This window comes from Actinoplanes sp. HUAS TT8, from assembly GCF_051380535.1.
Lineage (GTDB): Bacteria > Actinomycetota > Actinomycetes > Mycobacteriales > Micromonosporaceae > Actinoplanes.
This window is the reverse complement of sequence record NZ_CP195646.1, coordinates 11568578-11589954: the sequence shown is the minus strand read 5'-3', so window position 1 is coordinate 11589954 and position 21377 is coordinate 11568578. Positions and strand designations below refer to the sequence as shown.

Annotated in this window: 23 protein-coding genes; 9 read left to right on the top strand and 14 right to left on the bottom strand. The window is 71.1% G+C overall.

The genetic code is table 11. The annotated features are described in order from the left end of the window. Positions 1–12: 12 nt before the first annotated feature. The 4 genes from mtlA to ACSHV8_RS51760 form a co-directional block, all read right to left on the bottom strand. A complete protein-coding gene (gene mtlA, locus ACSHV8_RS51775) occupies positions 13–1179 on the bottom strand; it encodes a mannitol-specific PTS transporter subunit IIC (protein ID WP_436528084.1) in 1167 nt (388 codons plus the stop codon). 143 nt (positions 1180–1322) lie between these two features. Then, positions 1323–2264, bottom strand: a complete 942-nt coding sequence (gene pfkB, locus ACSHV8_RS51770) for a 1-phosphofructokinase (RefSeq protein WP_436528082.1) — start codon at positions 2262–2264, stop codon at positions 1323–1325. After that, a complete protein-coding gene (locus ACSHV8_RS51765) occupies positions 2261–3022 on the bottom strand; it encodes a DeoR/GlpR family DNA-binding transcription regulator (protein WP_436528080.1) in 762 nt (253 codons plus the stop codon). The genes pfkB and ACSHV8_RS51765 overlap by 4 nt, the downstream gene beginning before the upstream one ends. Before the next feature lie 229 nt (positions 3023–3251). After that, the gene (locus ACSHV8_RS51760; protein WP_436528078.1) at positions 3252–4157 is read right to left on the bottom strand and encodes a LysR family transcriptional regulator; all 906 of its coding nucleotides are present in this window, start codon (positions 4155–4157) and stop codon (positions 3252–3254) included. Between the two features lie 73 nt (positions 4158–4230). Between ACSHV8_RS51760 and ACSHV8_RS51755 the strand changes: the two genes are divergently transcribed. Further along, positions 4231–5613 carry an MFS transporter gene (locus tag ACSHV8_RS51755; protein ID WP_436528077.1) on the top strand — a complete coding sequence of 461 codons (1383 nt, stop codon included), beginning with the start codon at positions 4231–4233 and terminating at the stop codon, positions 5611–5613. Positions 5614–5843: 230 nt separating this feature from the next. On the opposite strand, the gene ACSHV8_RS51750 is transcribed toward ACSHV8_RS51755, so the two are convergent. The 3 genes from ACSHV8_RS51750 to ACSHV8_RS51740 are packed head-to-tail and all read right to left on the bottom strand — an operon-like array spanning position 5844 to position 7739. Then, positions 5844–6506, bottom strand: coding sequence for an adenylate kinase family protein (locus ACSHV8_RS51750; protein ID WP_436528075.1), 663 nt, complete (start codon positions 6504–6506; stop codon positions 5844–5846). Positions 6507–6519: 13 nt separating this feature from the next. After that, positions 6520–7095, bottom strand: coding sequence for a hypothetical protein (locus tag ACSHV8_RS51745; RefSeq protein ID WP_436528073.1), 576 nt, complete (start codon positions 7093–7095; stop codon positions 6520–6522). A 26-nt stretch (positions 7096–7121) separates the two neighbouring features. Beyond that, positions 7122–7739 carry a type II toxin-antitoxin system PemK/MazF family toxin gene (locus tag ACSHV8_RS51740; RefSeq protein ID WP_436537364.1) on the bottom strand — a complete coding sequence of 206 codons (618 nt, stop codon included), beginning with the start codon at positions 7737–7739 and terminating at the stop codon, positions 7122–7124. Between the two features lie 101 nt (positions 7740–7840). Between ACSHV8_RS51740 and speB the strand changes: the two genes are divergently transcribed. Continuing rightward, positions 7841–8875 carry an agmatinase gene (gene speB, locus ACSHV8_RS51735; RefSeq protein WP_436528071.1) on the top strand — a complete coding sequence of 345 codons (1035 nt, stop codon included), beginning with the start codon at positions 7841–7843 and terminating at the stop codon, positions 8873–8875. Here speB and ACSHV8_RS51730 read toward each other — a convergent pair. The 4 genes from ACSHV8_RS51730 to ACSHV8_RS51715 all read right to left on the bottom strand — a co-directional run bounded on the left by ACSHV8_RS51730 (position 8840) and on the right by ACSHV8_RS51715 (position 11346). Next, positions 8840–9412: a TetR/AcrR family transcriptional regulator gene (locus ACSHV8_RS51730; RefSeq protein ID WP_436528069.1), complete on the bottom strand. Its 573-nt coding sequence runs from the start codon at positions 9410–9412 to the stop codon at positions 8840–8842. The genes speB and ACSHV8_RS51730 overlap by 36 nt on opposite strands. Before the next feature lie 24 nt (positions 9413–9436). Beyond that, positions 9437–10147: a CAP domain-containing protein gene (locus ACSHV8_RS51725; protein WP_436528067.1), complete on the bottom strand. Its 711-nt coding sequence runs from the start codon at positions 10145–10147 to the stop codon at positions 9437–9439. A 118-nt stretch (positions 10148–10265) separates the two neighbouring features. Next, positions 10266–10478 carry a DUF397 domain-containing protein gene (locus tag ACSHV8_RS51720; RefSeq protein ID WP_436528065.1) on the bottom strand — a complete coding sequence of 71 codons (213 nt, stop codon included), beginning with the start codon at positions 10476–10478 and terminating at the stop codon, positions 10266–10268. After that, positions 10471–11346 carry a helix-turn-helix domain-containing protein gene (locus ACSHV8_RS51715; protein WP_436528063.1) on the bottom strand — a complete coding sequence of 292 codons (876 nt, stop codon included), beginning with the start codon at positions 11344–11346 and terminating at the stop codon, positions 10471–10473. Before ACSHV8_RS51715 ends, ACSHV8_RS51720 begins: the two co-directional genes overlap by 8 nt. A 236-nt stretch (positions 11347–11582) precedes the next feature. Here ACSHV8_RS51715 and ACSHV8_RS51710 point away from each other — a divergent pair, with 236 nt between their 5' ends. Beyond that, the gene (locus tag ACSHV8_RS51710) at positions 11583–11822 is read left to right on the top strand and encodes a hypothetical protein (protein WP_436528061.1); all 240 of its coding nucleotides are present in this window, start codon (positions 11583–11585) and stop codon (positions 11820–11822) included. A gap of 1 nt (position 11823) precedes the next feature. Here ACSHV8_RS51710 and ACSHV8_RS51705 read toward each other — a convergent pair whose 3' ends face one another. Together ACSHV8_RS51705 and ACSHV8_RS51700 are read right to left on the bottom strand one after the other, a co-directional pair. After that, entirely contained in the window at positions 11824–12528 is a 705-nt protein-coding gene (locus tag ACSHV8_RS51705) for a hypothetical protein (protein WP_436528059.1), read from the bottom strand. A 501-nt stretch (positions 12529–13029) separates the two neighbouring features. After that, positions 13030–13404, bottom strand: coding sequence for a DoxX family protein (locus ACSHV8_RS51700; protein ID WP_436528057.1), 375 nt, complete (start codon positions 13402–13404; stop codon positions 13030–13032). A 98-nt stretch (positions 13405–13502) separates the two neighbouring features. On the opposite strand from ACSHV8_RS51700, the gene ACSHV8_RS51695 reads away from it, so the two are divergent. Both ACSHV8_RS51695 and ACSHV8_RS51690 read left to right on the top strand, forming a co-directional pair. Then, positions 13503–14078 (top strand): MarR family winged helix-turn-helix transcriptional regulator, encoded by a 576-nt coding sequence (locus ACSHV8_RS51695; RefSeq protein ID WP_436528056.1) that lies wholly within the window; start codon positions 13503–13505, stop codon positions 14076–14078. Positions 14079–14375: 297 nt separating this feature from the next. Continuing rightward, positions 14376–14975, top strand: coding sequence for a DNA-3-methyladenine glycosylase (locus ACSHV8_RS51690; RefSeq protein ID WP_436537362.1), 600 nt, complete (start codon positions 14376–14378; stop codon positions 14973–14975). Positions 14976–15248: 273 nt separating this feature from the next. On the opposite strand, the gene ACSHV8_RS51685 is transcribed toward ACSHV8_RS51690, so the two are convergent. Beyond that, complete coding sequence (locus tag ACSHV8_RS51685) at positions 15249–17567, bottom strand: HelD family protein (RefSeq protein WP_436528054.1); 2319 nt, start codon at positions 17565–17567, stop codon at positions 15249–15251. A 183-nt stretch (positions 17568–17750) separates the two neighbouring features. Between ACSHV8_RS51685 and ACSHV8_RS51680 the strand changes: the two genes are divergently transcribed. From ACSHV8_RS51680 to ACSHV8_RS51665, 4 genes are read left to right on the top strand one after another with little or no spacing between them, the layout of a single operon-like run. After that, on the top strand, positions 17751–18260 hold the full coding sequence (locus tag ACSHV8_RS51680) for a hypothetical protein (RefSeq protein ID WP_436528052.1): 510 nt from the start codon (positions 17751–17753) through the stop codon (positions 18258–18260). Positions 18261–18277: 17 nt separating this feature from the next. Continuing rightward, positions 18278–19132 (top strand): hypothetical protein, encoded by an 855-nt coding sequence (locus ACSHV8_RS51675; RefSeq protein WP_436528051.1) that lies wholly within the window; start codon positions 18278–18280, stop codon positions 19130–19132. A 45-nt stretch (positions 19133–19177) separates the two neighbouring features. After that, positions 19178–19855, top strand: coding sequence for a response regulator (locus ACSHV8_RS51670; RefSeq protein ID WP_436528049.1), 678 nt, complete (start codon positions 19178–19180; stop codon positions 19853–19855). Then, on the top strand, positions 19848–21362 hold the full coding sequence (locus tag ACSHV8_RS51665; RefSeq protein WP_436528047.1) for a sensor histidine kinase: 1515 nt from the start codon (positions 19848–19850) through the stop codon (positions 21360–21362). The genes ACSHV8_RS51670 and ACSHV8_RS51665 overlap by 8 nt, the downstream gene beginning before the upstream one ends. Positions 21363–21377: the final 15 nt, after the last annotated feature.

Below are 21377 nucleotides of genomic sequence, written 5' to 3'. Positions count from 1 at the left end.
CCCGCGGGCTTGTCAGGCGGTTTGTTCCTTGGGGGTGCTGGTGGCGGTGGTCTCGACGGCGACCGGCTTGCCTTCGGCGGCGGCGTCGGCGGCCGCTTCCTCCTCGGCGGCCTCGTCGATCTCCTGGTCGGACTTGAGCTTGCCGAAGCCGAGCAGCGCCGAGGCGACGCCGAAGGTGACCGCGGCGGCGATGACGACGCCGAGGATCATCCCGAAGTAGCCGTCCTTGGCGGTCACCGCGAAGTAGGCGAAGATGCTTCCGGGCGCCGGGGTGGCGACCGTACCGGTACCGGTGATCATGAAGGTGGCCACGCCGGACATGCCGCCGGCGATCATCGCGAGGATCAGGCGGGGCTTCATCAGCACGTACGGGAAGTAGATCTCGTGGATGCCGCCGAGGAAGTGGATGATCATCGCGGCCGGGGCGCTGGGGCGCAGCGACTTCGGGCCGAAGAGCAGGTAGGCGGTGAGCAGGCCGAGGCCGGGGCCGGGGTTCGACTCGATCATGAACAGGATCGACTTGCCGTGCTCCTGCACCTGCTGCACACCGAGCGGGCCGAACACGCCGTGGTTGATGGCGTTGTTCAGGAACAGCACCTTGGCCGGCTCGACCAGGATCGAGGCGAGCGGCATCAGGCTGTGGTCGAGCAGCCAGTCGACGGCGTTGCCGGCCGCCTTGGTCAGGCCGTCGACGACCGGGCCGATGGCCAGCTTGCCGAGGATCGCGAACGCGCCACCGATGATGCCGGCCGAGAAGTTGTCGATGAGCATCTCGAAGCCGGGCTTGACCTTGCCCTCGATCGCGCCGTCGAACAGCTTCAGCACGTACGCGGTCAACGGCGCGATGATCATGGCGCCGAGGAACATCGGCACGTCCGCGCCGACCACGACGCCGAAGGTGGCGATCGCGCCGACCACCGCGCCGCGCTGGCCGTGCACGATGCGACCGCCGGTGTAACCGATCAGCACCGGCAGCAGGTACTTGATCATCGGGTCGACGAGCTGGGCCAGGTTCTCGTTCGGGATCCAGCCGACCGGGATGAACAGCGCGGTGATCAGGCCCCAGGCGATCAGGGCACCGATGTTGGGCATCACCATGCCGGCCAGGTAGCCGCCGAGCTTCTGCACTGAAGCCCGGAAACCGCCGCCGGTGACCTCGGGTGTGTACGAAGAGGCCATGAGGATCTCCATTTCATTGGACTGGGGTCGTGCCACATCCCCCGTACTGAAAATCGATATTTGTTACTGAATTTCGGGTTTGCTGCGGGTAGAGCTTCGCCGCGACCTCACGGCCGCTTCGTCTTTTGCCAGGTACGGCCGGTCTAGTGCGAGCCGAGCGGACGGGCCGGGTCGGGGTGGGGATCGATGCGGACCGTCGAACGGTCGACGTCCTGTGGTCGCGGCATCCGGCTACCGGGCAGGCTCACCGCGGCCGCGCCCCAGGCCAGGCCCTCGGTCAGCGCCGCCGGACCGTGGGCGCCGGCCGCCAGGAACCCGGCCAGCAGCGCGTCACCGGCACCGACCGTGCTGCGCGGATTGGTCACCGGCGAGATGCCGGCCAGCACGCCGGACTCCTCGACCAGCACCGCGCCGTCCGCGCCGAGGCTGGCCAGCACCGTGCCCGCGCCCGCCTTGCGCAGCCGGTCACAGGCCTCCAGCACGTCGCCGAGCGTCCGCAGTTCGGCGCCGACCGCCTCGGCCAGCTCCTCCCGGTTCGGCTTGACCAGTGCCGCGCCGGCGTTGACCCCGGCCAGCAGGGCCGGGCCGCTGGAGTCGACGGCGAGCCGGGCGCCGGCCGCGACCAGCCGCTCGCAGAGCGCCGCGAACGCCGGGACCGAGGGGCCGGGCGGCAGGCTGCCGCAGATCACCACCCAGTCGGCGTCCGTCGCGGCGGCCAGCACCGCGTCGCTGACCTGCTCGAACTCGTCGGTGGAGAGCACCGGGCCGGCTTCGTTGATCTTCGTGACCGTGCCGTCGGGCTCGGCCAGGGTGATGTTGGAACGTGTCCGCCCGGTGATCGGGACGGCCACCAGGTCGACGCCCTCCCCCTTGAGGAGGTCGACCAGCTGCTCGCCCTCGGCCCCGCCGGCCGGGACGACCGCGGTGGAGCGGACGCCGTTGGCCAGCAGTGCGCGGGAGACGTTGACGCCCTTGCCGCCCGGGTCGATGTGCGAGTCCACCGCGCGCAGGACCGCGCCGCGCAGCAGCTCGTCGACCTCCAGGGCCCGATCGACGCTGGGGTTGAGCGTCACCGTGAGGATCATGCCTTCACCAGCCGGACGCCGGTGGCCTCGACCTCGGCGGCCAGTTCGTGGTCCAGGCCGGCGTCGGTGATCAGCAGGTCCAGCTCGGCGAGACCGCCGAACCGGGCCAGATAATCGTTGCCGATCTTGGTGTGGTCGGCCAGCAGCACCACCCGGCGGGCCGCGGCGATCATCGCCCGCTTGACCGCCGCCTCGGCCGGGTCCGGAGTGGTCATGCCGCGCTCGACCGAGCAGCCGTTGGCACCCATGAAGGCCACGTCGACGTACATCTCGGACAGTGGCCGCAGCGCCCAGTCGTCCACCGTGGCCAGGGTCTTGCCGCGGACCCGGCCGCCGAGCAGCAGAACCGTCAGGTTCGGCTTGAGGCCGAGCATCGCGGCCAGCACCGGGGAGTTGACCACGACCGTGAGCTCCCGGTCGGCCGGCAGCAGCTGGGCCAGACGGGCGGTGGTCGTCCCGGCGTCCAGGATGATCGCGCCGTCCTCCGGGACCTCGGCCAGCGCGGCCTTGGCGATCCGCTCCTTCTCGCTGATCAGCACGGCGTCACGGGTCGCGAGGGCGGGCTCGAAGCCGAGCCGCTCGACCGGGATCGCCCCGCCGTGCACCCGGCGCAGCACGCCGGCCCGTTCCAGCACGGTCAGGTCCCGCCGGATCGTCTCGGCCGTGACCGTGAAGCTGTCCGCCAGCGCCACCACGTCGACCCGGCCCTCGGCGCGGGCGCGCCGCACGATCTCCTGCTGCCGTTCCTCCGCGTACATCCACTCACCGCCCTGGCATTGATTTTGCTTTGTCTTTGTTTACGCCCGCTTCTGTCCGAGCGCAATATGTCAAAGAGATTTCGGTCTCCTTACATCGGAAGTCGTGGGTGACCAATGTGGTGAATACGGTGATATCCCCCGCACCCGGCGTAAGCCGCGAAGAGTTCAGCGATGCCCGCTTGTGTTGGTTTCCGGCAGCCGATCGTGTGGGTTTCACCGACCGGCCCACTCAATCGGCGGTCAGCGCGGCGATCGTCTCGCGGACCCGGGCGCGGAGCCAGCGGTGGGCGCCGTCGGCCTCGTAACGCTGATGCCAGGCCATCGCGATCTCCTTGGCCGGCAGGCCGAACGGAGGCTCCAGCGCCCGCAGGCCCAGGGCCTCGACCGCGCGCCGGCCGAGCCGGGCCGGCATCAGGCCGACCAGGTCGGTACGGGCGACCACGACCAGGGCGGCGCCGAACGTCGGGACGGCCATCGCCACCGTCCGGGTCAGGCCCAGCCCGGCCAGGACGTCGTCGATCGGGCCGGTCAGCCGGCCCCGGCGGGACGCGCTCACGTGCGCCGCGGCGGCGAAACGCTCCGGCGTGAGGTCACCGGCGGCCAGCGGATGGCCGGCCCGGACGACCGCGACCATGCGGTCGGTGAACAGGGGCTCGACGACGATCTCGGGCAGCGCGTCCTCGACCACGCCGATGTCCAGGTCGACCCGGCCGTCGCGCAGCCGCGCGGCCCCGTCGGCCGCCGGGTCCTCGCCGAGGAAACGCAGGCTCACGCCGGGCGCCTCGGCCCGGACCCGGTCCAGCAGCTCCGGGCCGAGCGCGATGGCCACGTCGTCGGCGAGCACGGTGAACACCCGTTGCAGCGTGGCCGGCTCGGGCGGGCCGGGCCGGGTGAAGACCGCGCGGGCCCGCTCGACCAGGGCGTGAACCTCGGTGCGCAGCTCCTGGGCGCGCGGGGTCAGGACCATCTGGCGGCCGGAGCGCACCAGGATCGGATCGCCGACGGCCGCCCGGATCCGGCCCAGGGCGCGGCTGGCGGCCGGCTCGGACAGGTGCAGGCGACGGGCAGCACCGCCGACGCTGCCCTCCTCCAGCAGGGCGTCGAGCGCGATCAGGAGGTTGAGGTCCAGGTTCATATGCGTCTGACGCAACCTTCCCCTGCAAAGCATGCATTTGACGTTAGATATGGCCGATCCTAGCGTCGATCACATGAGACGCGAGAACTCCACCCTGGCCCTGATGTGCCTGACCGTGCTGGCCCTCCAGTCGCTGGTCGCGGGCATCAACCTGGCCATTCCGCAACTCGCCGCGAGCGATCTGCACCCGGGCGCGAGCGATCTGATCTGGATCGTCGACGCGTACGTGCTGGCCTTCGCCGGACTGCTCATCCCGGCCGGCGCACTCGGTGACCGGATCGGGCGCAAGGGCGTGCTGATCGCCGGGCTGGCCCTGTTCGGCCTGGCCAACCTGATCAGCGCGCACGCCCCGAACGTGGCCGTGCTCCAGGCCGGACGTGCGCTCGGCGGCGTCGCGGCCGCACTCGCCCAGCCGGCCACGCTCGCGCTGCTGCTGCACGCGACCCGGCCGGAACGGCGCCCGCACGCGATCGCCCTGTGGACCGCCTGCATGGGCCTCGGCGGCATGGTCGGCAACCTGGTCGCCGGCGCGGTGCTGCAGTACCTCGACTGGCCCGCCCTGTTCCTGACCTTCGTCCCGGTGGCCGTGCTGCTGGTCGCCGGGGTGGCGGCCTGGGTGCCGCGCGCGCCCCGCCACGACGCGTCGGTCGACCCGATCGGCACGGTGCTGCTCACCGGTGGGCTGTTCGCGCTGCTCTACGGCATCATCGAGGGCCCCGGGAGGGGTTGGACCGACACCGTGGTGCTGGCGTCCTTCGGTGCCGGGCTGCTCGTCCTGGCGACCTTCGCCGGGCACGCCCTGCGGTCCCGCAAGCCCCTGCTCGATCCCCGGGTCTTCACGATTGCTTCGGTACGGGCGGGCGCGCTCGGCGTCGGTGCCACGTTCTTCGCGCTGTTCGGCCTGTTCTACGTCAACGCGCAGTTCCTGCAGGACGTGAAGGGGTACTCGACGCTGCTCACCGGGGTGGCGATCGGTCCCCTGGCGATCGGGATGGGAGTCGTGTCGCGGCGGGCCGTGCCCCTGACCCAGAAGTACGGGCCCCGGCCGATCATCGCGACCGGACTGTCCCTGATCGTGGCCGGCCTGGCGCTGCTCTCGACCGTGCGGGCGGGGACGCCGTACCCGGTCTACGCCGCCTACCTGCTGCTGATGGCCGCCGGGATGGGGCTGTGCGCGCCCGCGCTGACCGGTGGGATCCTCGCCGGGCTGCCGGCCGGCAGCGCCGGGCTCGGCTCGGGGCTGAACTCGGCGGCCCGGGAGGTCGGGGCCGCCCTCGGGGTGGCCGTGATCGGAACCGTGCTGACCTCGCACCACGCGCTGCGCTCGGCCGACGACTTCATGGCCGGGCTGGCCGTCGGCTACCGCATCCTGGCCGGCGTCCTCCTGCTCGCCGCCGTCGTGGTCGTCGCCACCTGGCCCGCCCCCACCTCCACCCGCGAGCCCGTCCCGGCGTGAGCATCCGGCTGGTGCTCAGGGCTGTTCCCGGGTGCCGGAGGCAGCCGTGAGCACCAGCCGGAGCCCGGGGGCGCGGCCGGGGCCTCGACCCGGGGCCGGGTCGCGGGCCATCCGCTTTCGCCGGATGGGCGCCGGGCGGCCCGGCACCGGGATCACCTCGCGGCCGTGGACCAGGGGGCCGGCCTTGCGGTTGGGGGCCGGGCTAGGACGTACCTCTGACTGATTTTGATCTATTTGTGGTCCGGCGCCGGGAGGTAGGCGGGGAGGCCGAGGGTCTTGCGGATAGCGTTCTGGACCTCGTCGACCGGGGGGCGGCCGTCGACGTCGTGGACGACCTCCTTGCGCTGGAACAGTTCGAGGACCGGGCGCGTCTTCTCGTGGTAGTCGCGCAGGCGCGCTTCGAGGGCCTCGGGCGTGTCGTCGGAGCGGGTGACCAGCTCGTGGCCGCAGATGTCGCAGCGGCCCTCCTGCTCGGGGCGGTCGGCGATCAGGTTGTAGTCCATGCCGCAGCTCGGGCAGAGGCGGCGGCTGAGCACGCGGCGGCGCACCTCGTCGTCCGGGAGCTCCAGGTGGATCACCGCGTCGATGTCGTAGCTCTCCATGAAGAACTCGGCCTGGCGGCCGTTGCGCGGGAAGCCGTCGATGATGAACCCGAAGTTCCAGTCGTGCTGGTCGAGGCGGTCCCGGACGACCGACTCGACGACGTCGTCACCGATCAGCTCGCCGGAAGCCATCGTGCGGCGGACCTGCGCGCCCATCTTGGTGTGGTTGCGCACGTTCCAGCGGAAGATGTCGCCGACGCCGATGTGGACCAGGTCGAGGTCGCGCGCGAGCAGCTGGGCCTGGGTGCCCTTGCCGCTGCCCTGCACTCCCATGATCACGTACTTGCGCATGTCGGGGTGCCTCTCAGTCCGCCGCGCCGATCCGAAGCGGGCCGGGCGCGGGCCCGGTCAGGGTGGTCGGGTCGATGCTCCAGGCGCCGGCCACCCGGAACACGTCGCGCTCGGAGACCAGGATCGTGGACTCCTCCGGATCGAGCTCGCCGGGCAGGCCGGCCTCCCGCTCGGCCGGACCGGGCTCGCCGAACCACGAGGTGACCTCGCCGGTCTGGCCGACGTACCCGAAGGCGCGCACTAGATCACCATTCACCGCGCGCTGCCATCGATGCAACTCCGTCACCCGATGTGTGGCGAAGTACTGAACTTCGGTCCCCAGCGTCGCCGACAGAGCGACCACATCCGGGCCCGGGACCATCAGCCGGCGGCCCAGCGCCAGCACCCACGAGGTACCTCGGGCGCCGGGCAGCGGCGGGGTCACCGCCACCCGGTCGCCGTTGAGGTGGGCCACATCCAGGCCGTCGCGCCAGCGGACCGGGCCGAGATCACGCAGGCCGAGCGCGGCCAGGACGGCCCCCGGTTCGGCCTCGGCCACCGCCAGCCACGCCTGTTTGCCGCCGAAACCGGCCATGACGTCCGTATCCATGCCCGCAACGCTAGCCCGTTGTCCGATTATGCCCAGCCGTAATCCCGCTGGAGCGTCTCCGCCACCCGATCGAAGCGGCCCCGATCGAGGATCGCGCCCTCGCGGCGGATGCCGTCCTGATCGACCTCCAGGACCCGGTCCAGGCGGATCCAGCTCGGGCGGTCGCTGCGGTCCCAGTCGCCGGCGCCCAGGGCCAGCCAGTTGCGCTGGCCGTCGCGCTCGCTCTGGCTGGAGAGCATCAGGCCCAGCAGCGTCCGGTCGTCGCGGCCGACGACCAGGACCGGGCGGTCCTTGCCCTGGGCCGGGTCGTCCTCGTAGGGGACCCAGGTCCAGACGATCTCGCCCGGGTCGGCGTCGCCATCCAGGTCGGGGGCGTAGGCGATGGTGCGGCGGTGGTCCTCGGTGGGGACGTGCCTCGGCGGGCGGGGCTTGGGGGCCGCGGGATTCGGCTGGTGCGGCGCCTGCCGGGGCGGCGTCGGCGTGGGGTGGTGCGGCGCGCCCGAGCGCGGGTGCGCGGACGGCTTGTGGGGCTTGGGGGACACGCCCGGGCGCGGGGGCGCGGCGGGCTTGGGCGCGGGCCGGGTGCGCGCGGTCGACCGCGACTCGGGCGCCCCGAACAGCCTGCGCAGCAGGGAGATCAGCATTTCGAGCACGGCTGAACCTTAACGGCCACCCAAAACTGTACGGCCATACAGTATGGCGATACAGTCCCCGGCAGCACCATCAGCCGGGAAGGATGCAGAACATGACGCGCTATGGACCGATGTTCGGGCCGGACTACACGTTCCTCGGGGTGCCCGCGTGCGACTGGCGGGAGCCCGCCACGTACGAGGAAGCCGACGTCGTCATCATCGGCGCCCCGTTCGACGGCGGCACGTCGCACCGCCCCGGCGCACGGTTCGGACCGCAGGTCATCCGCGGCACCGACTACCTGGCCCACGACGGCACCCGCCCGCACATGGCGATGCGGGTCGACGCGCTCGGCGCCGACCTGACCGTCAAGGACGCCGGTGACCTGGAAGTGTTCAGCGGCGAGATCCAGCGCAGTTGCGCGGCCATCGAGGAGGGCGTCGGGTTCATCGCCAGGCACGGCGCGATCCCGCTCGTCCTCGGCGGCGACCACACGGTGACCTGGCCGGACGTCGCCGGCGTGGCCGGCGCGCACGCGCCCCAACGGATCTCGGTGATCCACTTCGATGCGCACGCGGACACCGGGGACATCGAGTTCGGCTCGCTCTACGGCCACGGGCAGCCGATGCGGCGGCTGATCGAGTCCGGCGCCGTCCGGGGCGACCGGTTCCTGCAGCTGGGCCTGCGCGGATACTGGCCCGGACCGGACGTCCTGGACTGGATGGCCGACCAGAAGATGAACTCGTTCCACATGAGCGAGATCGTCGAGCGCGGGCTGGACGCGGTCCTGGACAGCGCGTTCGAGATCGCCATGGACGGGTGCGACGGCGTCTTCCTCTCGGTCGACATCGACGTCTGCGACCCCGGGCACGCGCCCGGCACCGGCACGCCCGAGCCCGGCGGGTTCACCGCGCGGCAACTGCTCGACAGCGTGTCCCGGATCTGCCACGAACTGCCGGTGGTCGGGATGGACATCGTGGAGGTCTCGCCGCCGTTCGACCACGCGGAGATCACCGCGATGCTCGGGAACCGGGTGGTGCTCGAAGCACTGTCCGGGATGGCGCGGCGGCGCAAGGACGGGGACGGGCCGCGCTGGAAGCGGTCGACGCCCCTGCTAGAGGGTCGGGGCACGTCCCAGCAGACGGCCTAGCGCATCCTCCAGCAGGTTTCGGGCGGCGGCCCGGTCGATGGCCGGGTCGCCGAGGACCACCGGCAACGCGAGGCCGTCGATCAGCGCCAGGACCTGCCGAGCATCCGCATTCTGCGGAAATTGCCCATTTTGTACGCCGTGAGCAATGTTCTCCCCGATCAGCTCACGCCACCGGGTGTAGTCGTTCAGCACGTCGGCCCGGACCTCCGCGTCGCGCGAGGCCCACCGCCAACTCTCCACCCACAGCCGCCAGGTCGTGTCGTTGCCCAGGTGGCCGACGATGGCCAGGAGCCGCTCCCACGGGTCGGTCAGCGGTTCCAGCGCGGCGTCGACCAGCTCGAACTCCCGCTGCACGGCGTGCCGGAAGACCGCGATCAGCATGTCCTCACGGGTGCCGAAGTAGTACTGCAGCGTGGAGACGCCGACGCCGGTCGCCGCGCTCACGTCGGTGAAGCGGGTCGCGTCGGCACCGCGCGCCGCGACCACCTCGCCGGCCGCGGCGAGCACCTCGACCCGCTTAGCCGCCGACCGCCTCACCCGGAATGTCTACCACCCCGCCGGTCAGCCCACGAAGTCCTGGGTCATCCAGGTCACGCCCTTGCTGTCGCGGATGATGCTCAGGCCGATCCGCTTGAAGCCGGTGCTGAGCAGGTTCTTGCGGTGCCCGTCGTTCGGCGCCTTCTCGGCCAGCATCGAGTCGGTCAGCCCGTTGGCCGCCTTGATCATGGCGGAGGCGCTGCTGCCGCTGGAGCCGTAGCCGATGTTCTCCCCCGCGCTGCTCCAGTCGACGTCCTGCGCGCTGAACCGCTTGCCGATGTCGCCCTCGCCCGAGCACTGGTGGGACAGCCCGCAGCTGTTGATCATCAGCTTGTTGTGCAGCTCGGACGCCTTCGACAGGTCCTCGTCGAGCTTGAGCGCGGACAGGCCCTCGTCGGCGCGGGCGGCATTGATGTGCGCGAGCACCTCGGTGAGGATCTGCTCGTCCGGGCTCTGGGTGGACACCTTGGTCGTGACCGGCTTCTTCTTCGGGGTCGCGCTGGTCTTCGTGACCTTGGGTGACGGCGACGGGGACGAGGGCGCTGCCTTGGGCTTGGCCGACGGTACCGGGACGGCGCTCGGGGACGCGGGCGCGGCCAGCGGGACCTCGGCCGGACGGGGGTCGGCGGAAGCCTGCTGACCCAGTCCCATCACGATGAATCCGGCGCCGAGAGCTACGGCCGCGGTGCCCGTCACCATCGTGTAGCGGAAACGACGGGCAGCGGGGAGCGACACGGATATTCACCTCGGTTGGCCGGACAGGGGGACGACGCCCCATGACTATGCGCGACCGGCCGGGTGAGCGGAGTGCCGGAAAGGATTCCTTAAGGAACGGCTCACGGACTCATAAGGGTCAACGTGCGCCGACGTCGAACTCGCCCGACCGGACCCCGTCGAGGAACGCCTGCCACTCGGCGTGCGTGAAGATCAGGATCGTCCCGTCCGGGTCCTTGGTGTCCCGCAGCGCCACGATGCCCGGAAGATTGCCGGCGACCTCGACGCAGTCGCCCCCGTTGCCGCCGCTCCGGGTGCTCTTGTGCCAGACGGCACCGGTCAGGTCAGCCATCGCTCTCCTTGATGATCGCGCCGATGAGGTCATCGGAATCGGACTGGCTCAGCGCCGTGGCATCGAGCGTCGCCCAGATGTTCTCGTAGGTCTCGACCTCGGCGAGCTTATCCAGGTAGAGCGCGCCGGTGAGGTTCTCGCAATAGATGGTGGTCGGCTCCGGCGAGGCCGTCCCGACCGCCGGGAACTCCAGGACGGTGAACTGCCCGGAGCTGGACGCCTGGTGCGGGCCGGCCGCGAACGGGACGACCCGGACGCTGATGTCCGGCCGGGTGGAGACGTTGACCAGATGGGCCAGCTGCTTCTGCATGCCCAGGGTGTCCGGAACTGATCGGCGCAGCACGCCCTCGTCGATGATCACTTCCAGCCGGGGCGCCTTCGGGCGGCTGCGACGCAGCAGCGACTGGCGTTCCAGCCGGACGGCCACCGCGTTCTCCACCGCCACCGGGTCGTCGCCCAGCCACCGGCCGAACACGAACTCCGCGTACTCCCTGGTCTGCAGCAGGCCGGGGATCACGCTCGGCGCGAACAGCCGCAGGCGGGACGCGGCCTGCTCCATGCCGACGTAGAGCTCGAACCAGGCCGGGACGACGTCGCCGTACGCGTGCCACCAGCCCTTCGCCTTGGACTCCTGGGCCAGGCCGATCAGCACCTCGGTCATGTGGCCGGGCGCGCCGTACACCCCGCACATGGCGATCACGTCGTGCTTGCGGACCGGGACCTCACCGTTCTCGATCCGGTACATCCGGGCGCGGGAGAACTCCAGCTCCTGCGCCGCCGCCATGAGCGAGATGCCGGCCTGCTCGCGCAGCTGCTTGAGCAACCGCCCGACCTGCCGTCTCGGTACCGTCGACCCCGTCTCGGACATGCCGGCGACCTCCTCCCGCTGGCACCCCGCCCCGCCTGGCGGTGTGCTGTCGCCTCGCCGCGGCGTCGAGGGAGGCCCCGACCACCGGCGGATGTCTCGAACGAGACGATCCGAACGACTGCATCGAGACATCGGGAATCCATTTCTGGGATTCTCGCTACCGCGGCTTGAGCCCGAGCCTAAAGCACGCAACGCTCCATTGTGTAGTCGTCGGATCGCGGAAGGTAAGGTTCAGCATGCTCGTGCCGCGGACCGAACACGTCGGTGAGCGCCCCACGTGGGACTGCCGGGTCTGCGGTCAGCCGTGGCCGTGCGCCACCGCCAAGGTCGAACTCGCCGAGCAGTACCAGAACTTTCCGCACGGCCTCTCCGTCTACCTCGGCTCATGCCTGATCGAGGCGATCGACGACTGGGCCGCCGGCTCCGGCGGCCCACCGGCCGACCTCTACGAACGCTTCCTCGGCTGGGCGGCCTGACTCACTTCACTTTCGCCTGCAACGCGCGGTAGAGCTGAGCGTCGTCGACGGCGGTGTAGAGAGTCGGGTCAGAACCGGTCACAACGACCCAGGGGCAGGCCTTGCCGGTGCCGTTCAGGCTGGACTGGGCGAGCTTGCGGCCGGTGGACACCTCGTACACGGTGAGCCGGTACCGGCCGACCATCAGCGGCATCTTGGGCGACGCGGCGACGTCCGTCTTGCAGTCCGCGACCCTGGCCCCGCCGCCGATCAGATCCAGACACGCGACGACCTGAACCTGCTTCGCGGCCGGGGCCCAGGTCTTCTTCGCCGCCGCCGAACCGGAATAGGCGTAACGGTTCAGGACGCGGGCCGAGCGGCCGTCCAGGTCGAGGCGGTCCCGGGCGCTGATGACGACCGGGTGCGGGCCCTTGGCCGAATACTTCGGCGCGGTCGGGAAATAGGTGTTCGCGCAGACCGCGTCCAGATCACCGGCGGCACGGACCGGGCCCGACGCGGGCTTCGGGGCGGCGGGCGTCGGGGACGCGGCCGAGGTGCCGGCACCGGGGCCGGTCGGGAGGTCAGCGAGGGGGATGCCGGTCTCGGCGGGGGCGCCTCCGAAGACGCCGCTGCAGGTCAGGGCGACGAGAACCACCAGGACCGATGCGACGCCGGCGGCGATTCCGGTGGTGAGGCGAAATTTTCCCGTACGGAGGAAGCGGCGCACGCCCGTCGCCGGTGCTCCCTCCGCGGGCCCGCCCGTGGGTCGGGCAGCTTCCGTGGCTCGGGCGGCTGCCGTGGGCGGGGCGCTGGGTGTTTCGGGAGGTGCTTCCTCTTTGGTCGGATTCACCTGGCTCGGGGCTGCCTTACCGGGGGCTGCATTACCGGGGGCCGCTTTGGCCGGGGCCGCTTTGGCCGGGGCCGCATTGCTCGGGGGCGCGGCTGGTGGGGGCGCCGTGGGGGCCGCCGCGCGGTTGCGGTCCGCGGCGGCGGCTCGTAGCGCGTTGATCACGGTCGGGTCGAGGACGCGGGTGACCTCCGTGGAGTTCGCCGCCACTATTTCGGACTTTTCCCGATTTTGTGGGGCGTTGTCCGGAGCCGGCTCCTCGTTGCCCTGCGGCTCGCCTGCCTGCACCATCGCTCGCTCCCCAGCCCGTACCGACGGCGGCGAACTATACCGATCAGTAACACGCTCGTCACCAGGAGCGCCGCGTCCGTCCGGAATGGATCAGAACGAATACGGACCGAACCGGCCCCACGCCACCACCGCGGCCAGGATCAGCAGGATCAGACTGGGCACGCTGGCCTGGTTCTCCTTGCGCCGGGCGTGCACCACGATCGCCCCGACCATCGCGAGGGCCAGACCGGTCGCGGCCAGCGGAACCAGGATCGGGGCGATGTCCAGCGCCGCCGGCAGGACCAGGCCGATCGCGCCGAGCACCTCCACCACGCCGATCAGCTTGACCTGGGTGTCGCTGAAGTCCCCGGCCCAGCCCATCCCGGACGCGATCAGCTTCTCCTTCGGCTGGAGCGCCTTCATCACGCCGGCACCCAGGAAGGCAACCGCGAGCAGGCCCGCGATGATCCACAAAACGACGTTCATGATCCCTCAATTCACTTCAACAGTTGAGGGAAAGCTAGACCTCATGACTTAAACATGCAAGCGATGATGGGTTAAATGCTTGAGCTATGCTCGGGGGCATGGAGACGTCCGACCCACAGTGGCTGAGCAGCGAGGAACGCGAAGCCTGGCTGGTCCTGATGAGCCTCTTCATGCGGCTCCCGTCCGCGCTCGACACACAGCTGCAGCGCGACGCCGGCCTCAGCAATTTTGAGTACGGGATTCTCGCCGGCCTCTCCGAATCCCCCCAGCGGACCCTGCGCATGAGCACGCTCGCCGTCCTCGCCGAGGGCTCCCTGGCCCGCCTCTCCCAGGCCGTCGGCCGCCTGGAGAAACGCGGCTGGATCCGCCGCACACCGGACCCGGACGACGGCCGCTACACCCTCGCCGTCCTCACCGACGACGGCTGGGACAAGGTCGTCGAGACCGCCCCCGGGCACGTCGCCGAGGTCCGCCACCTGGTCTTCGACCAGCTCACCAAGGCCCAGACCCGCCAACTCCGCGACATCGGCCGCCGCATCATGCACGCCGTCGACCCCACCGACCCCTGCGGCACCACCCGCCCCACCTCCCCCCTCCACCCCACCCCCGCTCCCACTTCAGCTTCCGCTTCCGCCCCCACCTCCGGTTCGCGCGCCGCCCCCACCTCCAGCTGACGCTCCACCTCCGGGTCGCGCTCCGAAGCCGGCCCCCGAACAGCCCTCAGCACCAGCCAGACGAACCCAGCTGGCGGTCAGGGTCGTCTCGCAGGCCCGGAAGCAACCGTCAACACCAGCCAGACGAGCTCAGCTGGCAGCCACGGCTGTCTCGCAGACCCGGAAGCGACCGTCAGCGCCAGCTGGGTGGTTTCGGCTGGTGGTCACGGCTGCCGGGGAGGCCGTTGGCTGGTGGTGGGGACCCCTGGAGGGGGTTGGGGGTGGCGGTGATTGGGTGGAGAGGTGACATACGGGTGGATGGAGCTGCCGGCGGAAGCCGTGGACGTCGCCGCGCGGGAACTGCTCGGCTGGCGCCTCGCCGCGAATGGGGTGACCGTGCGGCTGACCGAGGTCGAGGCGTACAGCGGGCTCGGCGCGGATCCGGCCAGCCACGCCCACCGCGGGCTCACCAATCGGAACGCGGTGATGTTCGGGCCGGCCGGGCACCTCTACGTCTACCAGATCTACGGCATGCACTTCTGCGCGAACATCGTCTGCGGCGAGGAGGGCCGGGCCGCGGCTGTGCTACTCCGGGCCGGTGAGGTGGTCGACGGCCTGGAGGTCGCTCGGTCCCGGCGCCCGGCCGCGCGCCGGGACTCCGATCTGGCCGCCGGCCCGGGCAAGCTGATGCAGGTACTCGACCTGAATCGGGCCGCCAACGACACCTCGGTCGTCGACGGTACCGGCCCGGCGACGCTCGCCCCGCCGGACACCGAGGTCGGGGAGATCGAGGCCGGGCCACGGGTCGGGGTCACCTCGGCTCACGACGTTCCTTGGCGGTTCTGGCTCTCGGGGGATCCGACGGTCAGCGCGTATCGCCGCCACACCCCCAAGATCCGCCCGCCTCGCGTGCGGTGACGACCCCGCCCAGCGCCTAGCACATCTCCCTGCTCATCCGAGGCTTTCCACACTGGCCGGTTGTCCACAGGCCACCGGCATGATCTTGGCAATTCGGACTACCCTGGCCCGGTGGCGGTAAGCCCCCTGAGGTGCGGCGGGGTCTGTTGACGTGGGGCCGGGTCTGTTGACGTGGGGCGGGGGCTGTCGCATCCGGGCGAAATCCACCGATACCGCCAGGGACCGTCGGCGGGAGCAGGGTCGGTCGCCCATGCCGGATCCGCCGGCGCGCGATCAGGGATTGAGCAGGGTGAAGACGCCCAGGCGCTGGGTCGGCCGGGTCAGGGCCACGTAAAGATCGTTGGCTCCTCGGGGTGAGTCCTTCAGGATGTCGGCCGGGTTGACGACGATGACCGTGTCGAATTCCAGGCCTTTGGACTGGGTGACCGTGAGCAGGACGGCGTGGTCTTCCAGGTCGGGTGACGGTCCGGTGGTCAGGCCGGGCAGGGCGGCGCTGAGCGGCGCGATCTGGGCGGCGGGGGCGATGACGGCGAGGCGGCCTTCACCGGTCAGGGCGATTTCGTCGACTGTCCGGGTGGCCAGTTCGGGCAGGGTGCCGGTGGTTTCCCACGGGTCGGTCCCGGTGGTGCGGACCGGGCGGGGCGGGTTGATGGCCGGGTCGGCGGTGGCCAGGGTGCGTCGGGTGTAGTTCATGATTTCGGCCGGGGTGCGGTAGCTGACGGTGAGTTCGGTGAGGTGCCAGCGGTCGGCGACGTACGGGGCGAGCACGTCGGCCCAGCTGGTGGGGGCGCCGAGGGCGCTGGACTGGGCGAGGTCGCCGACGACGGTCATGGAGCGGCTCGGGCAGCGGCGCATGAGGAGGCGCCAGGCCATCGGGGACAGTTCTTGGGCTTCGTCGACGATGACGTGGCCGAAGACCCATTCACGGTCGGCGGCGGCACGTTCGGCGGCGGAGCGGATTTCGTGCTCGTCGAGGTGTTCGGCGAGCATGTCGGCCTGCATGATGTCGGCGATGTTGGGGATGGCGGCTTCGTCGTCGTCTTCGAGTTCGTAGGATTTCGAGCCTGCGGTGATGTCGAGGACCCCTTGCGCGTACGCGAGGCGCCGCCGTCGTTCGCGGGCCGCCGCGGCGGTGCGGGCGCTGTTGTCCTCGCCGAGCAGTTCGGCTGCTTCGTCGAGCAGGGGGACGTCGGCCGGGGCCCACCCCGAGCCCGGTTCCCGGCGCAGCAGCGCACAGTCGTCGGCGCTGATAAAGGCGCTGATAGAGCCGACAGAACCCGGATCATGCGCCCGGCCTGACAGCGCCGACGGGGCGGCCGCTGATTCCAGGGCGCCGGGAACCCCGTACAGGTCAATGAGTAGTTGGTTCGGGGTGAGCACGGGCCAGAGTGAGTCGATGGCGGCCCGGACCGCGGGATTGCCGGCGAGGTCGTCGCGAATGTCGGCCCGGTCGCTGTCGTCGAGCAGGTTGGGTGAGGTCAGTGCGTCGTCCTCGCCGAGCGGGTCGTCCCAGTACGGGTCGTCGCCGATCCGCTCGGCGATCTGGGCGGCGAGGACGTCGAGGATTCCGGTTTCGAAGATCGGGCGGGCCAGGTTGTGCTTGAGGCCGGATTCGCGGGCGCGTCGCCGGGCGGGCGCACAGTCGGCCGCGGTGAGGTGCAGGATGTGCCGGTCGACCTCGATCTCCAGGGTTTCCGCGGGTACGCGCTGACGGTCGCGGACGGCGGCGGCCAGCAGGTCGGTCATGACCGCGCGGCCTTTGATCTCGGTGACTTCCGGGGCTTCGGCACTCCGCGCGGTGATGCCCGGGTGGAGGTCGCCGAGCGTGGCGAGCAGGACGCCGGTCTCGGCCAAAGACGGCAGGACCTGGGAGATGTAGCGCAGGAAGGTGGCGTTCGGGCCGACGATCAGGACGCCACGGGCGGCGAGCTGTTCACGGTACGTGTACAGCAGGTACGCGGCGCGGTGCAGCGCGACCGCGGTCTTGCCGGTGCCGGGGCCGCCCTGGACGACGAGGACGCCACCCGGTTCGGCGCGGATCACCCGGTCCTGTTCGGCCTGGATGGTCTGGACGATGTCGCGCATCCGGCCGGTCCGGTTGGCGGTCAGTGCGGAGAGCAGCGCGGCTTCCCCGACCAGGGAGCCGGCCGAGGACCCGGTCCGGGCGGCGTCCAGGTCGAGGATCTCGTCGTCCAGTTCGACGACGGTGCGGCCCCGGGTGCGGATGTGCCGCCGCTGGACCACGTCGTACGGGGTGATCGCGGTCGCCACGTAGAACGGCCGGGCCGCGGGCGCCCGCCAGTCGATGAGCAGCGGCTCGCCGGTGTCGTGGATCCCGATCCGCCCGATGTGCCGGCGCGCGCCGTCGCGCAGGTCGAGCCGTCCGAAGCAGAGGCCCTCTTCGACGGCGTCGTACCGGGCCAGGCGTTCGGCGTACATGTGGGTGGTCACGTCACGCTGGTACAGCCCGCCGGCGGAGCCGGTTCGCGACTCGGTCAGGCGGTCCCGGGCCTGCGCGCGGAGCTCGTCGAGGCGGCCGTAGATCGTGTCAAGGTGGGATTGTTCCTCGGCGCGGCTTGACAGACTTGACACCCTTGCCCCCAAGGCTTATTCTGAAGATGGATTTCTCGGCTCTAACGCGGTCAAGACGTAGCGATTGTCGATCGTAGCAGCGCGTGGCCTCTGACGGCCATGCGAAAAGCCGTCCAAAGCCCCGTGAAGCGCCATGCCGAAACCGGCACCGCGGCCGACGGCCGGGCATTAGCGTCTCCGGTGATGATGTCGCGTCGTGGGCTGCTGCTGTACAGCGTGCTGTGCGGGGCCGGGGTGCTGTGGGCGGGCGGGCTGATCGTCGCGCTCGGGCTGGGCCATCGGCCGGTGGACAAGGTCGTCGCGGTGGGGGTCGCCGCGCTGCTGACCGTGCCCGGGTTCGCCGCCGCGATCCTGGCCAACCGGCGCGGCTATCGCACCCGGCAACCCCGCCGGCTGTGGGCGCTCGCCTCCTGGGTTCCGCCGCACGTCCCGATCTGGGCGGCGATCGCGGCCGGGGTCGCCTTCTTCGGCTTCTGGCTCGCGATCGTGCTCGCGTTCGTGACTTTGAAAGGCAATCCGGAGGTACGGGCGGACGGCGCCTACGTCCTCGACAAGACCACCGTGGTCAGCCGGGAGACGTACGAGCGGCAGGTCGACCACGAACAGCAGATCTCGCTCGGGGTCCTCGGCGCCTTCGCGGTCGGCGGCACGTTCCTCTGCGCCGCGCGAGCCACTGACCACGAACCGGCCTGAGGTCCTATAGTCACGGGATGCGATGGCGGCCCATCCTTCTCGGCGCTGCCGTCGTCGTGCTGATCGCCGTGGCCGGCGCGGTCGCGGTCCGGGCCGGCACCGGTGCCGACGACGGTCCCGAGCTGCACGTCACCGCCACCGCCGAGCAGTGGCGGGTCCACGAGGTGAACCGGCAGCTGGCGATCGCCCTGCACAACAACGGTGACGTCCCGGTCCACGTCTCCCGGGTCGAGCCGGTGCTGCCCGACTTCGACGGCGCGGCCGCGGCCGACACCGACGCGCTGCTGCCGGTCGGCGGCCTGCGGGTGGACGTCCCGGTGTCGTACGGCACCGGCAGTTGCGCCACCACGGCGGCCGCGTCCCACGTCGTGGTCTGGGCCCGCGCCGAGGGTTCGACGGTCGTCGAGAAGCTCACCGTGCCGCTGCCCGACCCGAATCCGCTGCTCGACAAGCTGCTGCACGCCGACTGCGCGACCCGGACCATCGAGCGCAGCGTGGGTCTCAGGTTCGGGCCGTGGACCGATGCCGGGGCGGCCGGGTTGCACGGCAGCCTGGAGGTGACGCGCAACAGCGGCACGGTCCGGGTTCTCGAGCTGGACGGCAACGTGATGTACGCGCTGGACCTGGCCGCCACGACACCGCTGGCCGAGGTGTCGGCGAGCACGCCGGCGGCGTCCGTGCCGCTGACCGCGAGCCCGGCGCGGTGTGACGCGCACGCGCTGGCCGAGATCAAGAAGCCGTTCGAGTTCCTGGCCACGGTCACCCTGGACGGCGGCGACAAGCTGGTCACGGCCGTCCCGGTGACCGACGCCGACAAGAAGGCCCTGGACACGATGCTGCGCCGGATCTGCAAGCTACCGCCCGCATCCTGAAGCCGATTTCAGGCTGCCCCGGGGAGCTGCTGGCAGGATGGCCGCGTGCGCCTGCTGATTGTCGAGGACGAGCGTGAGCTGGCCGAGTCGTTGCGGCGCGGGCTGGTCGCCGAGGGCTACTCGGTGGACGTGGTCCACGACGGGCGGACCGGGCTCGAGTTCGCGATGACGCACGGGTACCAGGCGGTGATCCTCGACCTGATGCTGCCGGGGCTGAACGGCTTCCAGGTGTGCGCGCGGCTGCGGGAGCAGCGCGTCGGCACACCGGTGCTGGTGCTCACGGCCAAGGACGGGGAGTACGACGAGGCCGAGGCCCTGGACACCGGGGCCGACGACTACCTGACCAAACCTTTCTCGTACGTCGTCCTGCTCGCCCGCGTGCGCGCCCTGCTGCGCCGCGGCGGCGAGCCCCGGCCGCCCCGGCTGAGGGTCGGCGACCTGGTCGTGGATCAGACGCAGCGCCGCTGTGCGCGCGGGACGACCCCGATCCGGCTGACCGCCAAGCAGTTCGCGGTGCTGGCCTGCCTGGCCCGCCGGGCCGGCGAGGTGGTCGGCAAGGCCGAGATCCTGGACGAGGTGTGGGACGCGGCCTACGACGGGGACCTGAACATCGTCGAGGTCTACATCCGGGCGCTGCGCCGGGCCATCGACGAGCCGTTCGGCGTGCAGACCATCGAGACGATCCGCGGCGTGGGTTATCGGCTGGTGGGCGACCGTGCGTAGGCCACGGCTGGCCTCGGTGCGGGTGCGGGCGGCGGTCGCGGCGGCGCTGGCGGCGGCACTGTGCTTCTCCGGCGGGGCGCTCTGGCTGCGCCACGTGATCTACACCAACCGGATGGAAGCCTCGATCGAGACCGCGCAGAAGGAGGCCCGGGGAATCGCGGCGACCTACGACACCCCCGAGGCGCGACTGAACGCGGAGTCGGGGGCGCTGGCCCGGCAGGTGACCGAGGAGGAGTCGGAGAGGCTCGGCAAGCTGAGCCTGGGGGCTCAGTTCCCCTTCTACACCGACTCGTACGCGGTCGTCGACAACCACGGCAAGCTGCTGCTGGCCCAGGAGCGCCTGGCCTATTACGTACGGGAAAGTGGTTTGACCTTTCCTTCCTCTCCCCCGGAGATGGACGGCTGGACCGGGCAGATCACCGTCCTGCTGCGGCCGTCGTTCAACGGCGAGCGGGGGCACAAGCTCGACGGCCGCGAGGTCATCCTGGTGGCGGCCAACATCGGCGGGCCGAGCAGCGGGGACGTCAAAGCGACGGCCTACGTCCTCGCGACGCCGCTCGACGCCGACAATGCGGTGGGGGCGGTCGACCCGTGGCTGATCGGCGGCCTGCCCGCGGCGGTCCTGCTGGTGGCCGCGGTCGCCTGGTGGGCCGCCGGGCGCGCGCTCCGGCCGGTCGAGCGGATGCGCGCCGAGCTGCAACGGATCACCGCCGCCGACATGAGCAGCCGGGTGCCACGACCGGATACCGGGGACGAGATCGCGCAGTTGGCTGTCACCATGAACGAGACGCTGGACCGGCTGGCCGACGCGGCCGAGCGGCAGCGCCGGTTCGTCGCCGACGCCGCCCACGAGCTGCGCAGCCCGCTGGCCGGCCTGCGCAACACGGTCGAGGTCGCGCTCGCGCACGGCGACGCGGCCGACCCGGCCGTCCTCGACGTGACCACCCGGCGGTTGCAGCGGCTCACCGACGACCTGCTGCTGCTGGCCCGCCTGGAACGGACCGCGCCGGCCACCGGCAAGCCGGTCGACGTGGCCGCGCTGGCCGAGGAACTCGTCGGCGAACGGCTCTACCGGATGCCGCCGGACGAGCGGTTCTCCGTGCTCGCGCCCGAGCCGGCCCTGGTCCTCGGGCGTGAGGAGGAACTGACCCGGCTGCTGACGAACCTGCTGGACAACGCCGCCCGGTACGCGGCCGGCCGGGTCGTCGTCACCGTCGCGCGACCGGAGCGGGGCCTGGTGCGGGTGGCGGTCCGCGACGACGGTCCCGGCATCCCGGAGGCCGACCGGGAACGGGTCTTCGAACGGTTCGCGCGGGTCGACGAGGCCCGGGACCGGGGTGACGGCGGCGCCGGGCTCGGGCTGGCCATCGCCCGGGACATCGCCGTCCGGCACGGCGGCACCCTGTACGTGGCCGACTCCACGAGCGGCGCCCGCCTCATCGCCGAACTGCCCGAAGCCGAACTGCCCCAAGCCGAACCGCCCGAAGCTGAACAAAATTCAGATTGATTCAGTGGCGGTTCA

Excerpts from the sequence above, each read along its gene's own strand:
- mtlA (WP_436528084.1), bottom strand. The coding sequence starts at position 1,179 with ATGGCCTCTTCGTACACACCCGAGGTCACCGGCGGCGGTTTCCGGGCT.
- pfkB (WP_436528082.1), bottom strand. The coding sequence starts at position 2,264 with ATGATCCTCACGGTGACGCTCAACCCCAGCGTCGATCGGGCCCTGGAG.
- ACSHV8_RS51765 (WP_436528080.1), bottom strand. The coding sequence starts at position 3,022 with ATGTACGCGGAGGAACGGCAGCAGGAGATCGTGCGGCGCGCCCGCGCC.
- ACSHV8_RS51760 (WP_436528078.1), bottom strand. The coding sequence starts at position 4,157 with ATGAACCTGGACCTCAACCTCCTGATCGCGCTCGACGCCCTGCTGGAG.
- ACSHV8_RS51755 (WP_436528077.1), top strand. The coding sequence starts at position 4,231 with ATGAGACGCGAGAACTCCACCCTGGCCCTGATGTGCCTGACCGTGCTG.
- ACSHV8_RS51750 (WP_436528075.1), bottom strand. The coding sequence starts at position 6,506 with ATGCGCAAGTACGTGATCATGGGAGTGCAGGGCAGCGGCAAGGGCACC.
- ACSHV8_RS51745 (WP_436528073.1), bottom strand. The coding sequence starts at position 7,095 with ATGGATACGGACGTCATGGCCGGTTTCGGCGGCAAACAGGCGTGGCTG.
- ACSHV8_RS51740 (WP_436537364.1), bottom strand. The coding sequence starts at position 7,739 with ATGCTGATCTCCCTGCTGCGCAGGCTGTTCGGGGCGCCCGAGTCGCGG.
- speB (WP_436528071.1), top strand. The coding sequence starts at position 7,841 with ATGACGCGCTATGGACCGATGTTCGGGCCGGACTACACGTTCCTCGGG.
- ACSHV8_RS51720 (WP_436528065.1), bottom strand. The coding sequence starts at position 10,478 with ATGGCTGACCTGACCGGTGCCGTCTGGCACAAGAGCACCCGGAGCGGC.
- ACSHV8_RS51715 (WP_436528063.1), bottom strand. The coding sequence starts at position 11,346 with ATGTCCGAGACGGGGTCGACGGTACCGAGACGGCAGGTCGGGCGGTTG.
- ACSHV8_RS51710 (WP_436528061.1), top strand. The coding sequence starts at position 11,583 with ATGCTCGTGCCGCGGACCGAACACGTCGGTGAGCGCCCCACGTGGGAC.
- ACSHV8_RS51700 (WP_436528057.1), bottom strand. The coding sequence starts at position 13,404 with ATGAACGTCGTTTTGTGGATCATCGCGGGCCTGCTCGCGGTTGCCTTC.
- ACSHV8_RS51695 (WP_436528056.1), top strand. The coding sequence starts at position 13,503 with ATGGAGACGTCCGACCCACAGTGGCTGAGCAGCGAGGAACGCGAAGCC.
- ACSHV8_RS51690 (WP_436537362.1), top strand. The coding sequence starts at position 14,376 with ATGGAGCTGCCGGCGGAAGCCGTGGACGTCGCCGCGCGGGAACTGCTC.
- ACSHV8_RS51680 (WP_436528052.1), top strand. The coding sequence starts at position 17,751 with ATGATGTCGCGTCGTGGGCTGCTGCTGTACAGCGTGCTGTGCGGGGCC.
- ACSHV8_RS51675 (WP_436528051.1), top strand. The coding sequence starts at position 18,278 with ATGCGATGGCGGCCCATCCTTCTCGGCGCTGCCGTCGTCGTGCTGATC.